At 57.4% G+C, this 13,588-nt stretch carries 10 protein-coding genes; 8 read left to right on the top strand and 2 right to left on the bottom strand.

Annotated features, from left to right (window positions below):
* Nucleotides 1-12: 12 nt before the first annotated feature.
* Both URZ40_RS19455 and URZ40_RS19460 read left to right on the top strand, forming a co-directional pair.
* Nucleotides 13-630 (top strand): helix-turn-helix transcriptional regulator, encoded by a 618-nt coding sequence (locus URZ40_RS19455; protein ID WP_320721004.1) that lies wholly within the window; start codon nt 13-15, stop codon nt 628-630.
* 71 nt (nt 631-701) lie between these two features.
* Nucleotides 702-3,632 (top strand): autotransporter outer membrane beta-barrel domain-containing protein, encoded by a 2,931-nt coding sequence (locus tag URZ40_RS19460; RefSeq protein ID WP_320721005.1) that lies wholly within the window; start codon nt 702-704, stop codon nt 3,630-3,632.
* 38 nt (nt 3,633-3,670) lie between these two features.
* Here URZ40_RS19460 and URZ40_RS19465 read toward each other — a convergent pair whose 3' ends face one another.
* Together URZ40_RS19465 and URZ40_RS19470 are read right to left on the bottom strand one after the other, a co-directional pair.
* Entirely contained in the window at nt 3,671-4,465 is a 795-nt protein-coding gene (locus URZ40_RS19465; protein ID WP_316380692.1) for a DeoR/GlpR family DNA-binding transcription regulator, read from the bottom strand.
* 34 nt (nt 4,466-4,499) lie between these two features.
* On the bottom strand, nt 4,500-5,396 hold the full coding sequence (locus URZ40_RS19470) for a sugar kinase (RefSeq protein ID WP_316380691.1): 897 nt from the start codon (nt 5,394-5,396) through the stop codon (nt 4,500-4,502).
* Between the two features lie 155 nt (nt 5,397-5,551).
* On the opposite strand from URZ40_RS19470, the gene yihU reads away from it, so the two are divergent.
* Genes yihU through URZ40_RS19500 form a run of 6 tightly spaced genes read left to right on the top strand, consistent with a single transcriptional unit; the run spans nt 5,552 to nt 13,528 of the window.
* Nucleotides 5,552-6,442, top strand: a complete 891-nt coding sequence (gene yihU / locus URZ40_RS19475) for a sulfolactaldehyde 3-reductase (protein WP_316380690.1) — start codon at nt 5,552-5,554, stop codon at nt 6,440-6,442.
* A 17-nt stretch (nt 6,443-6,459) separates the two neighbouring features.
* A complete protein-coding gene (gene yihT, locus URZ40_RS19480) occupies nt 6,460-7,335 on the top strand; it encodes a sulfofructosephosphate aldolase (RefSeq protein ID WP_316380689.1) in 876 nt (291 codons plus the stop codon).
* A 14-nt stretch (nt 7,336-7,349) separates the two neighbouring features.
* Nucleotides 7,350-8,591: a sulfoquinovose isomerase gene (gene yihS, locus URZ40_RS19485; RefSeq protein WP_320721006.1), complete on the top strand. Its 1,242-nt coding sequence runs from the start codon at nt 7,350-7,352 to the stop codon at nt 8,589-8,591.
* Between the two features lie 16 nt (nt 8,592-8,607).
* Entirely contained in the window at nt 8,608-10,632 is a 2,025-nt protein-coding gene (locus URZ40_RS19490; RefSeq protein ID WP_320721007.1) for an alpha-glucosidase, read from the top strand.
* A 45-nt stretch (nt 10,633-10,677) separates the two neighbouring features.
* Nucleotides 10,678-12,060: an MFS transporter gene (locus URZ40_RS19495; protein WP_320721008.1), complete on the top strand. Its 1,383-nt coding sequence runs from the start codon at nt 10,678-10,680 to the stop codon at nt 12,058-12,060.
* Nucleotides 12,061-12,103: 43 nt separating this feature from the next.
* Nucleotides 12,104-13,528: an MFS transporter gene (locus tag URZ40_RS19500; RefSeq protein ID WP_006808724.1), complete on the top strand. Its 1,425-nt coding sequence runs from the start codon at nt 12,104-12,106 to the stop codon at nt 13,526-13,528.
* Nucleotides 13,529-13,588: the final 60 nt, after the last annotated feature.

The following is a 13,588-nucleotide window of genomic DNA, read 5'->3' on the forward strand; positions in this document are numbered from 1 at the left end:
GGAGTGGGCTGGATGATAACGTCGTCGCAAAAGGTTGTCCGCTGCATAAGCTGTGAACTGTCCTGTCAGTTACTCCCGGATAACGCAGTGCGCTCACAATACTGTGGTAACGCTTCGTTCGCAGTTTGGCCGATTGGTAATCATTTCCTGCAACTTGCAGTAGCAAATAAAATATTGCGGGGAAACAAGAATCACTTATTACGTGGTTTTATTTTTGTAGATTTTTCGATGTACAACCTGCGCGTACTTGCCGATCCGCAATGGATTGAGCATCTGGCGATAACTAACATGCACATCGTTCTTATCTCGGACCGCAAGCTGGAGGCATTGGCTAATTACTTATTCGCTCATCATGATGAAATAAAGGGAATTATTTATTCAGATGACAATGACGCTGTATTACAGGAAAAAATTAACCACCTCTTTTCCGGCAGACGTATGAACAGTAGACGAGGAAACACCCTGAATACTGTTGAATTTACTTTGCTTAACAGATTTATGTCAGGAGTGTGCCTCCAGGAGATAATAAAAACAGACAGCATTGATGTGAAGAAAATTTATGTTCATAAAATACGATTAGAGAGGAAGTTAGGTACCAGCATTCATAAAATACTCGTTTCTGTTTTGTAATTTCATCTCCTTAACATACCCACATTTAATGGTGTGGAGGATGTTCTACGCCTGAAAGAAAGGGGGCAGTTATGCCATATATAATGAAACATTCACCTGTCGCCGTTGCGATTTCGCTGGCGCTATCGTCAGCGCTATTTACCGCAAATGCAGCAGTTATTGATTTTGCTAATTTACCTGCCTCCGGAGCGGTAACGGATTTGCCTGCAGAAATACAGGCGCTGATTCCTGCAACGGCAAACGCAAACTTTAGCAAAAATACCAGCGATCCTAACTATGTCTACCAGTACAGCCCAGGCAATATTCCCATCTACGGAGATGGGATCACCCTTGACGGGCCGGGAGCGGAAGCCTTCGAGCACTCCGTGACCGTTATTCAGAACTCCACGTCCGGCAGCCCGGGGGTGATATTTGGTGACGACCTGACTATTCGTACCCAGTCAAAAGTGGCCGCCAATAACGGTAAAGATGTCGACGGTATTCGTACCCATGGTATGAACACGCCGAATAACCCGGTGTTTATCATTACCGGCGACCGCACCCACATTTACGTGAATGGCCAAAGCGGCGATGGCATTAATGCCGGGTACAGTTCCTTCAGTCAGGGCTCTCTCGGCTCCGCCAATATTTATGTGGGTGACGATCTTTATATCGAAACCACCGGCAGTACCGGTCGCGGCATTAGCGCCTATGCCTTGAATGACGCTTCTAAGGCAAAAAATAACGTTATCGTCGGCGATCGTGCACATATTGTGACGCGGGGTACCTATGCCGAGGGGATTCGTACTAACCAGAGCGGATCGTACGTCCGTCTGGGCAATGAAGCCATTCTCGAAACGTACGGCGCATCGGCCTACGGCCTGTATGCGGGCTCGGCGTCAAAAATTGAGCTCGGAAAAAGTGCGAACATTACCACCGACGCGGCCAGTGCCTCCGGCGTGTACTCTACCGGTTCGTCAACCATCACCCTTGATGAAGGCGCAACCATCACCACCAACGGTGCCAGCGCGCATGGCATCTACGCTTACACAGCAGCGGTGAATGTGGGAGATAACGTCACTGTTGCGGTAAATAGCAGCGAGAAAACCAGCAGCTCCGCCCAGGCGCCGCACGGGATGTATGCCTGGTCACGCGGCGTGATAACGCTCGACGGCGGGGCAACCATTACCACCGCAGGCCAGCGCGACAACGGTAGCTATGCCCTGAACGCCAGCAATGGCGGAATTATTGATGCCTCCGCAGGCGGAAAATTCATCCTTAACGGCGATATCCTTGCCGCAGGTGGCGTGGCGGCCAACAGCACCCTTCCGGCACAAAACAGTACCATTACGCTGACAATGGAGAACAGCTCGCTATGGAACGGAGCGTCTTATATAGAGAGCAACGCCGCCGGCACCGGGACTATCGCGCTTACGATGAATGACGCCGTGTGGAATATGCGTGACAGCTCCACGGTGACCAGCCTGACGCTGAATGCGGGCGGCACGATAAATTTCCAGCACGATGAAGACACGGCCTGGCAAACCCTGACCATCAATGAGGATTACATCGGCAACGGCGGCAAGCTGGTTTTCAATACCGTGCTGTCTGATGATACCTCTGAAACCGACAAGCTGATTGTTGAAGGAAATACGTCCGGTCATACCGCGGTTGACGTGAACAACATTGGCGGTGCTGGCGCACAAACCGTTGAAGGGATTGAAATTGTCAGCGTTGGCGGCAACTCAGCGGGGACGTTTGAGAAGGCCAGCCGTATCGTAGCGGGGGGTTATGACTATAACGTTGTGCAGAAAGGTAAGAACTGGTTTCTGACCAGCCTGGTTGAACCCGTTGACCCACCGGTCGACCCGGTAGATCCCCCTGTTGACCCGGTAGACCCACCGGTAGACCCCGTCGACCCGCCTGTTGACCCGGTGGATCCACCTGTCGACCCCGTAGACCCACCAGTCGACCCTGTCGATCCGCCCGTCGACCCGGTGATTCCGCCGCAAGAACCGGTACCACCTGCCGCGCCGCCGAAAAGCGAGCATCAGTATCGCCCGGAATTCGGCAGCTATCAGGCGAACAGCTATGCGGCAAATACGCTGTTTATGACCCGCCTGCACGATCGCCTGGGTGAAACGCAGTACACCGACATGCTCACCGGCGAGCAAAAAGTGACGAGCCTGTGGATGCGTAACGTCGGCGGACATACGCGCTTCAAAGACGGCAGCGGCCAGCTAAAAACAACGGCCAACCGCTATGTGCTGCAGCTGGGTGGTGATATCGCTCAGTGGAGCAGCGACGGCCTGGATCGGTGGCATCTTGGCCTGATGGCGGGCTACGGCAACAGCCAGAGCCGGAGCGCTTCCAGCCTGACCGGATACCACTCACGCGGCGAAGTGAATGGCTATAGCGTAGGTCTGTACGGTACCTGGTACGCAAACGAAGCCGATAAAAGCGGCACCTACGTTGACAGCTGGGTGCTGTATAACTGGTTTGACAATAAGGTCATGGGACAGGATCAGGCCACTGAGAATTATCGCTCCAGCGGTGTGACCGCCTCTGTCGAAGCAGGCTACAGCGTTAAGGTGGGTGAAAGCGGCCGTAACAGCTACTGGATCCAGCCGAAGGCGCAGGCCGTTTGGATGGACGTGCAGGCTGACGACCATCGCGAACGTAACGGTACGCGGGTGAAAGACGAAACTCAGGGGAACCTGATGACACGTCTCGGCGTGAAGGCCTACATCAGCGGACATAACGCGATGGATGACGGTAAATCACGCACCTTCCAGCCGTTTATCGAGGCGAACTGGATCCACAATACCCAGACCACGCGCATTCGCATGGATGACGTCAGCAATGAGATGCGTGGTGCACGCAATATTGGTGAGTTAAAGACAGGCGTAGAGGGGCAGATTACGCCGCAGCTTAGCGTCTGGGGCAATGTGGCTCAGCAGATTGGCGACAAAGGCTACAGCGATACGCAGGGGATGCTTGGGGTGAAATACAGCTTCAAGTAACAACAAAAAAGCCGCTGAGGGATCAGCGGCTTTTTGCTTCAGGCAATATCATCGCTGGTACAGGCCAGCACCGTTTCAACCTTACTGGATTTCAGATGATTTTGCAGCGCCGAGCCAGGCATCTCATCGGTGAAGAGCGCAGTAGTCTGCGACACGTTACCAACCTCAACGGCCGCAGAAGCGGTATATTTCGTATGATCGGCCGCTAACAGAATATGGCGGGAGTGCGCCATCATGGTTTTCACCACGCTGGCTTCGTTAACGTCAAACTCCATCATCGCGCCGTCGTGCTCAATCGCCCCGATGCTGGTCACCAGATAATCTGCACGGAAGCCAGACACAAAGGCGGTTGCAGCAGGCCCGATGATGCCGCCATTGTGCGGGCGCAGCGTGCCACCCGGCACCATCACTTCAAAGCGCGGGTTCTTATACAAAATATGCGCCACCCGAAGGCTGTTGGTAATAATGCGCAGATGATTATGGTTGAGCAGCGCCCGGGCAACATGCTCCACGGTCGTGCCGATCGTGATGAAAATAGTCGAGCCGTCCGGAATATAGTCCGCAATCGCCTCGGCAATCGCCCGCTTCTCTTCGGTAAGCGACACTTCGCGCTGTTCGAACGCCGTGTTCACCACGCTGGATGCCCTGCCCGCGCCGCCATGATGACGCGTGATCAGCCCCTGCTCGCTGAGCTTGCGGATATCCCGGCGCACCGTTTGCGTGGAGACATCCAGCAGCTGCGCCAGTTCATCAATGTTCATATAGCCGCGGTCGGCAATCAGCGTCAGCAGCTGATCGTGACGCGGGTTGCCGGTCAGTTCGGTAAGGCTCATGGGCTGTCCTCTGAAAACCATCACGCCCCGCATTTTATACAAAAAGTGACAAAAAAGAGCGGGTTTGATCACAGTCGGGTATACCCGCGCGCCCGCCGGGCCTGGTGCATTTCAGGGCTGCGACGGCGCTGGCAAAACGCACAGCGTCGGCTGAAGACGTTTGTTGTCCCAGACTGACCGCCAGCGCGCCGTGGAAAACGTCACCCGCCCCGGTAGTATCTACCACGTCCACCTCAAAGCCGGGCTGATGGCACAGCGTGTCATTTTCCAGCCAAAAGCAGCCGTCTCGCCCCTGCGTGACGTACACATGTCCATTTGTGAGCATTTGTGCTTTTTTCAGCGCGTCTTCGGTTTCATCCAGCTGCGTTAAGCGCCGCAGGCCCGGCGCGGAGAAAGCCGCATGGTCGCTTAAGGCAATCAGCTCCGCGATCTCCTGCGGGGTGACGTCGGCATCAAGCAAAGTAGGAACGCCCTGCTGCCGGGCCAAAGTAAACGCCTGTTTTGCCCCGTCATGCCAGCGCACGTCTGCTAAAACGATATCCCATTGCGAGAAGTCGATTTCACGTAGCCAGTCTGCCGCGGCAGGGAGATCGGGGCTGGGGTAGTTCGCAATGACGCGCTCTCCGCTGCCGTCCACCAACACCGCCGACTGTGACGATCGGGCACCTTTAAAGACGCGCGTGTAGCGGGTATTCACCCCCAGGGATTCCAGCTCCGCCAGCAGCCGTTTACCGGTGTCGTCGTCCCCCACCCGGCCAATAAAATCCACTTCCGCGCCCAGTTTCGCCGCCGCCACCGCCGCAGTGGCCGCCGGACCGCCGCCCACTTCCGTATAGTCTTTTGCGACATATTTCCCACCTTCCTTAGGTAAATCATCGAGATACCAGATGCGATCCAGCACGGTAATGCCGACACAAACGATGCGAGTCATGGTAATTCCTTCTGCGATTTCTGATGCTTTCATTTTAATTTCATCAAATGTTTAAAAAGTGACCCGTGTCAATTTTTTGACTATAAATTACAAATACGATCAAAAACAGACAACACAAACGCGCAAAAATTGACACGATGTGACAGGAGAGAGGCATGTCAGCAATCGCATTTATCGGTTTAGGGCAGATGGGCGCGCCAATGGCGAAGAATCTGTTGAAACAGGGCCACCAGCTTAACGTTTTTGATGTGAACCCGCAGGCGGTGCAGGCGCTGGTGGAGAGCGGCGCACAGGCGGCGGCAACGCCCGCGCAGGCCGCCACGGACGCCGAATTCGTCATCACCATGCTGCCAAATGGCGACCTGGTGCGCAGCGTGCTGTTCGATGAGTACGGCGTGTGCGAGGGGCTATCCCCCGACGCGCTGGTGATAGATATGTCCACCATTCACCCGCTACAAACCGACGCGCTGATCCGCGACATGGCTGGACGCGGCTTCAGCCTGATGGACGCGCCCGTCGGACGCACGTCTGACCACGCCGTCGCCGGTACGTTGCTCCTTCTGGCTGGCGGCACGGCGCAGCAGGTTGAGCGCGCTACTCCCGTATTGATGGCAATGGGCAATGAGCTGATTAACGCCGGCGGGCCGGGCATGGGCATTCGCGTGAAGCTTATCAATAACTATATGAGCATCGCCCTGAACGCCCTTTCCGCCGAGGCCGCCGTGCTGTGCGAAGCGCTTGGCCTCTCCTTCGATGTGGCACTTAAGGTGATGAGCGGTACGCCTGCAGGTAAAGGCCACTTCACCACCTCATGGCCGAACAAGGTGCTGAAAGGGGATCTTTCTCCCGCCTTCATGATCGACCTTGCGCATAAAGATCTGGGGATCGCCCTGGACGTGGCCAACCAGCTCCACGTTCCGATGCCGCTGGGCGCGGCTTCCCGCGAAGTTTACAACCAGGCACGCGCCGCCGGGCGCGGGCGCGAAGACTGGACAGCCATTCTTGAACAGGTTCGCGCATCTGCCGGGCTGAAAAAAACACACTGATACGAAAGGACTGAGGAATGACGATGTACACCCTGAAAGATATCACCCGACCTTCCGGCGGTTTTGCGATGCTGGCCGTGGATCAGCGCGAAGCGATGCGCCTGATGTTTGCCGCCGCAGGCGCACCGGTGCCGGTAACCGACCAGCACCTGACGGATTTTAAGGTCAACGCAGCGAAAATTCTGTCGCCGTACGCCTCTGCCATTCTCGTCGACCAGCAGTTCTGCTATCGCCAGATTGTGGAGCAGCAGGCCGTTGCCAAAAGCTGCGCGATGATTGTGGCGGCCGACGAGTTTATTCCGGGGAACGGTATACCGGTCGACAGCGTGGTGATCGACAAGAACGTCGACGCGCAGGCGGTCAAACGCGATGGCGGCAAGGCGCTGAAGCTGCTGGTGCTGTGGCGTAGCGATGAAGATCCGCAGCAGCGTCTGGAGATGGTGAAGGCGTTCAATACGCTGTGCCACGATAACGGTCTGCTGAGCATTATCGAGCCGGTTGTACGTCCGCCGCGTCGCGGTGCCGCATTTGACCGCGAGCAGGCGATTATCGACGCGGCCAAAGAGCTGGGCGACAGCGGCGCAGACCTCTACAAAGTGGAGATGCCGCTGTTTGGCAAAGGCACGCAGCCGGAACTGCTGGCCGCCTCGCAAAGGCTAAACGAGAACATCGCTATGCCGTGGGTGATCCTCTCCTCCGGCGTGGACGAAAAATTATTCCCGCGCGCCGTGAGCGTAGCGATGCAGGCAGGGGCATCTGGCTTTTTAGCCGGTCGCGCCGTCTGGTCATCGGTGATTGGCCTGCCGGACACCGGGCTGATGCTCCGCGATATTTCTGTACCCAAACTGCAGCGTCTGGGTGAGATCGTCGACGAAATGATGGCTCGCCGCTGAGAAAGGACCCGAACATGAAATGGTTTAACACCCTGAGCCATAACCGCTGGCTCGAACAAGAGACCGACCGCATCTTTGATTTCGGTAAAAACGCCGCCGTACCGACCGGCTTTGGCTGGCTGGGCAATAACGGCCAGGTGCGCAGCGATATGGGCACCCATCTGTGGATCACCGCCCGCATGCTGCACGTATACGCGGTGGCGGCAAACATGGGCCGCCCCGGCGCGTATGCCCTGGTCGAGCACGGCATCAGCGCCCTTAACGGCCCGCTGCGCGACAAACGGCACGGCGGCTGGTACGCCTGCGTTAACGATGAGGGCGTGATGGATGCCTCCAAGCAGGGCTATCAGCACTTCTTCGTTCTGCTGGGCGCGGCGAGCGCCGTCACCACCGGCCACCCGCAGGCGCGCAGGCTGCTGGACGATGCCATCGAGGTGATTGAGCGCTACTTCTGGAGCGAGCAGGAGCAGATGTGCCTGGAGTCCTGGGATGAGGCCTTCAGCAAAACGGAAGATTACCGCGGCGGGAACGCCAACATGCACGCCGTGGAAGCTTTCCTCATCGTCTATGACGTGACCCACGACCGGAAATGGCTCGATCGCGCCCTGCGCATCGCCTCGGTGATTATTCACGACGTGGCGCGCAACGGAGAGTATCGCGTTAACGAGCATTTCGACGCGAACTGGAACCCAATCCGCGACTACAACATTGATAACCCTGCTCACCGCTTCCGCGCCTACGGCGGCACGCCGGGGCACTGGATCGAATGGGGCCGTCTGATGCTGCACCTGCGCGCCGCGCTGGAGGCTTGCTTTGAAACCCCACCGGAGTGGCTGCTGGAAGATGCGAAAGGGCTGTTCCACGCCACCATCCGCGACGCCTGGGCACCCGACGGGGCCGATGGGTTTGTCTACTCCGTGGGCTGGGACGGTAAGCCAATCGTGCGTGAACGCGTGCGCTGGCCAATCGTCGAGGCGATGGGCACGGCTTATGCGCTTTACACCGTGACCGGCGAGGCGCAGTACGAAGCCTGGTATCAGAAATGGTGGGATTACTGCATCAAGTACCTGATGGACTACGAAAACGGTTCCTGGTGGCAGGAGCTGGACACCAATAACGAAGTGACCACCAAAGTCTGGGACGGCAAGCAGGATATTTACCACCTGCTGCACTGCCTGGTAATCCCCCGCCTGCCGCTGGCACCGGGCTTAGCCCCTGCCGTAGCCGCTGGTTTACTGGATAGCCTGGCTAAATAATAAAGACGGAGTGTTTATGCGTACCCTACACAATATTGACCTGAAAAATAACGAAAGTGGCTTCACCCTGCGCTGGCAGGACCGTCTGATTTTATCCCACACAGTGGATGCCCCTTGCCTGTGGATTGGCGCAGGCGAGGCCGATATCGAGATGTTTCGCGGCAATTTCAGCATCAAGGACAAGCTCAACGAAAAGATTGCCCTGACGGACGCGACCGTCACGCAGCAAAGCGCAGGCTGGGCTATCCGCTTTACCCGCGGCGACGCGGTGAGCGCGACGCTGCTGGTGGGCGTCGATGCGGATGGCCGTCTCGAGCTGAAGCTTAAAAACGACGCCACCCGCTATAACCGCATCTGGCTGCGGCTGGCGGCGCAGCCGGAAGATCATATTTACGGCTGCGGCGAGCAGTTCTCGTACTTCGATCTGCGCGGCAAGCCGTTCCCGCTGTGGACCAGCGAGCAGGGCGTAGGCCGCAATAAGCAGACCTACGTCACCTGGCAGGCCGACTGCAAAGAGAACGCGGGCGGCGACTACTACTGGACCTTCTTCCCGCAGCCCACCTTTGTGAGCACTCAGAAGTACTACTGCCACGTGGACAACAGCTGCTACATGAACTTCGACTTCAGCGCGCCGGAGTTCCACGAGCTGGCGTTCTGGGAAGATAACGCCACGCTGCGCTTCGAATGTGCGCAAACTTACGTCGATCTACTGGAAAAACTCACCGGCCTGCTGGGGCGTCAGCCTGAACTACCGGACTGGGTTTACGACGGCGTGACGCTGGGTATTCAGGGCGGCACCGAAGTGTGCCAGCAAAAGCTCGACGCTATGCGCCAGGGCGGTGTGAAGGTAAACGGCATCTGGGCGCAGGACTGGTCCGGGATTCGCATGACCTCCTTCGGCAAACGCGTGATGTGGAACTGGAAGTGGAACAGCGAGCTGTATCCGCAGCTTGACGAGCGTATTGCGCAGTGGAAACAGGAAGGCGTGCAGTTCCTCTCCTATATCAACCCATACGTCGCCAGCGATAAAGATCTCTGCGAAGAAGCGGCAACGCGCGGCTATCTGACCAAAAACGCCGACGGTAAGGACTACCACGTCGAGTTCGGCGAGTTCTACGCGGGCGTTATCGACCTGACCAACCCGGAAGCCTACGGCTGGTACAAAGAGGTCATTAAAAAGAACCTGATCGCGCTGGGCTGCGGCGGCTGGATGGCCGATTTCGGTGAGTATCTGCCGACCGATACCTTCCTGCACAACGGCGTTAGCGCGGAGATCATGCATAACGCCTGGCCTGCCCTGTGGGCAAAATGTAACTACGAGGCGCTCCAGGAGACCGGCAAGCTCGGCGAGATCCTGTTCTTTATGCGTGCGGGCTACACCGGTAGCCAGAAGCACTCGGTGATGATGTGGGCGGGGGATCAGAACGTCGACTGGAGCCTGGACGACGGTCTGGCGTCCGTCGTACCTGCGGCCCTTTCGCTGGCGATGACCGGGCACGGCCTGCACCACAGCGACATCGGCGGCTATACGACGCTTTTCGAGATGAAGCGCAGCAAAGAGCTGCTCCTGCGCTGGTGCGACTTCAGCGCCTTTACGCCAATGATGCGCACCCACGAGGGCAACCGCCCTGGCGATAACTGGCAGTTCGACGGTGACGCGGAAACCATCGCGCACTTCGCGCGCATGACCACCGTCTTCACCACCCTGACGCCGTACATCAAAGCCGCCGTCACGCAGAATGCGAAAAGCGGCCTGCCGGTAATGCGCCCGCTGTTCCTGCACTACGAAGACGACGCACGTGCCTACACGCTGAAATATCAGTATCTGTTTGGCCGCGATCTGCTGGTGGCGCCGGTTCATGAAGAGGGTCGCCACGACTGGACGCTCTATCTGCCGCAGGACAGCTGGGTCAATGCGTGGACCGGGGAAACCTGCGATGGCGGCGACGTGACCGTTGATGCCCCGCTCGGCAAGCCGCCGGTGTTCTATCGCCAGCACAGCGACTGGGCAGATCTGTTTAGCTCCTTACGTCATATCTGATAAGGCTCGCCCGCAGGGAAACCTGCGGGCAGACGGAGAATAATAATGAGTCAACATACTTCCGATCCGGCAACCCTACGCCTGCCGTTTAAAGAAAAACTCGCCTACGGGATGGGCGACCTCGGATCTAACATCCTGCTGGATATCGGCACGCTGTATCTGCTGAAGTTTTACACCGACGTGCTGGGCCTGCCGGGCACCTACGGCGGGATCATCTTCCTGATTGCGAAGTTCTTTACCGCCTTCACCGACATGGGGACCGGGATCATGCTCGACTCCCGGCGCAAGATTGGCCCGAAAGGGAAATTCCGCCCGTTCGTGCTCTACGCGGCGTTCCCGGTGACCCTCCTGGCGATTGCCAACTTCGTCGGCACGCCGTTTGAAATCACCGGTAAAACGGTGATGGCGACGGTGCTGTTTATGCTGTACGGCCTGTTCTTCAGCATGATGAACTGCTCCTACGGCGCGATGGTGCCGGCCATTACCAAAAACCCGGACGAGCGCGCCTCGCTGGCCGCCTGGCGTCAGGGCGGCGCCACGCTGGGCCTGCTGCTCTGTACCGTGGGCTTTGTGCCGGTGATGAACCTGATCGAGGGCAACGACCAGCTTGGCTATATCTTTGCCGCGACCCTCTTCTCGCTGTTCGGCCTGTTCTTTATGTGGTGGTGCTATAAGGGCGTGACCGAGCGTTACGTCGAGACGCAGCCTGCAAACCCGACGCAAAAGCCGGGGCTGCTGCAGTCGTTTCGCGCCATCGCCGGGAACCGTCCGCTGTTTATCCTGTGCATCGCTAACCTGTGCACGCTGGGCGCCTTTAACGTCAAACTCGCCATCCAGGTCTACTACACGCAGTACGTGCTGAACGACCCGATCCTGCTGTCGTACATGGGCTTCTTCAGCATGGGCTGCATTTTTATCGGCGTCTTTATGATGCCCGGCGCGGTGCGGCGCTTCGGCAAGAAAAAGGTCTACATCAGCGGGCTGATGATCTGGGTGGCGGGCGATCTGCTCAACTATTTCTTCGGTGGCGGCTCGGTGAGCTTTGTGGCGTTCTCCTGCCTGGCGTTCTTTGGCTCCGCGTTTGTGAACAGCCTGAACTGGGCGCTGGTATCCGATACCGTGGAATACGGCGAGTGGCGCACCGGCATGCGCTCAGAGGGGACGGTCTATACCGGCTTTACCTTCTTCCGGAAGGTATCCCAGGCGCTGGCGGGCTTTTTCCCGGGGATCATGCTCACCCAGATCGGCTATGTGCCCAACGTGGTGCAATCCGCCGGAACGGTTGAAGGGCTGCGGCAGCTGATATTTATCTACCCGAGCCTGCTGGCGATCATCACCATCGTGGCGATGGGCTGCTTCTATAACCTCAACGAGAAGATGTATGTGCGCATTGTTGAAGAGATTGAACTGCGCAAACGTACGGCCTAAATGACGAGATAGAGCGCCCGGCTGGGCGCTCTGAGGATCGACCATGACACATAACAGTGATCCGTTAACCCTGAAATTGAGCCTGCGAGAGAAGTGCGCCTACGGGATGGGCGATTTTGGCTCGAACCTGATGCTGTGTATTGGCACGCTGTATTTGCTGAAGTTTTACACGGACGAACTGGGCATGCCTGCGTTCTATGGCGGCATTATTTTCCTGGTGGCAAAGTTTTTTACCGCGTTTACCGACATGCTGACCGGCGTACTGCTGGACTCCCGACGTAACATCGGCGCGCGGGGAAAATTCAGGCCGTTCATTCTTTACGCCTCCGTTCCGGTGGCGCTGGTGGCGACGGCGCAGTTTATGGCCAACGACTTTAGCCTGACGGTGAAAACGGCCCTCGCCACCGTGCTCTTCATGATGTTTGGCCTCTGCTATAGCCTGATGAACTGCGCCTACGGAGCGATGGTCCCGGCCATCACCAAAAACCCGAACGAGCGCGCGCAGCTTGCGGCATGGCGTCAGGGCGGCGCTACGGTGGGGCTGTTGCTCTGCACCGTCGGCTTTATGCCCATCCAGGCGCTGTTCGTCAGCCAGCCCTCCCTCGGTTATCTGGTGGCCGCGCTGGTGTTCGTTACCGGCGGCCTGTTCTGCATGTGGTGGTGCTACAGCGGCGTGAAAGAACGCTACGTGGAGCTTACGCCCGATCACCATAAGCCCGGCATTCTGAAATCGTTCTGCGCGATTTTCCGCAATCCACCGCTGCTGGTGCTGTGCATCGCCAATCTGTGTACCCTCGCCGCCTTCAACATCAAGCTGGCGATCCAGGTTTATTACACCCAGTACGTGCTGAACGATCTGCATCTGCTGTCGTGGATGGGCTTTTTCAGCATGGGCTGCATTCTGATTGGCGTGTTTCTGGTCCCCGGCGCGGTGAAGCGCTTTGGCAAGAAGCCGGTCTATCTGGGCGGGCTGACGCTGTGGGCAGTGGGCGACGTGCTGAACTTCTTCTGGGGGACCAGCTCCCTGCTGTTCGTGCTGTTTTCCTGCATGGCCTTCTTCGGCACGGCATTTGTGAACAGCCTGAACTGGGCGCTGGTGCCGGATACCGTCGATTACGGCGAGTGGAAAACCGGCATTCGCGCCGAAGGGTCGGTTTACACCGGCTATACCTTCTCGCGCAAAATCTCCGCCGCGCTCGCAGGTTTCCTGCCCGGCATCATGCTGACCCAGATTGGCTACGTTCCCCATGCGGTACAGAGCGCGGGCACGCTGCTGGGTTTGCGTCAGCTGATTTTCCTCTGGCCGTGCGGTCTGGCGATTGTCGCCGCCGTGACCATGGGGCTGTTTTATAAACTCAACGAAGCGCGCTTCGCCTTTATTATCGAGGAGATTGGAAAACGGAAAAAACAAACCGCGAATACCCCTGAGATAACCACCAACAATAAAGCGTCAGCAGTCACTTTATAACTATAAATCCGGCCATTATGTCCTTCCTGTTTATCAGGAGGGAGGCCTTTCTGTACCTGA

Origin of the sequence: Enterobacter sp. 296B2 (assembly GCF_034106185.1) — a bacterium.
Lineage (GTDB): Bacteria > Pseudomonadota > Gammaproteobacteria > Enterobacterales > Enterobacteriaceae > Enterobacter > Enterobacter cloacae_N.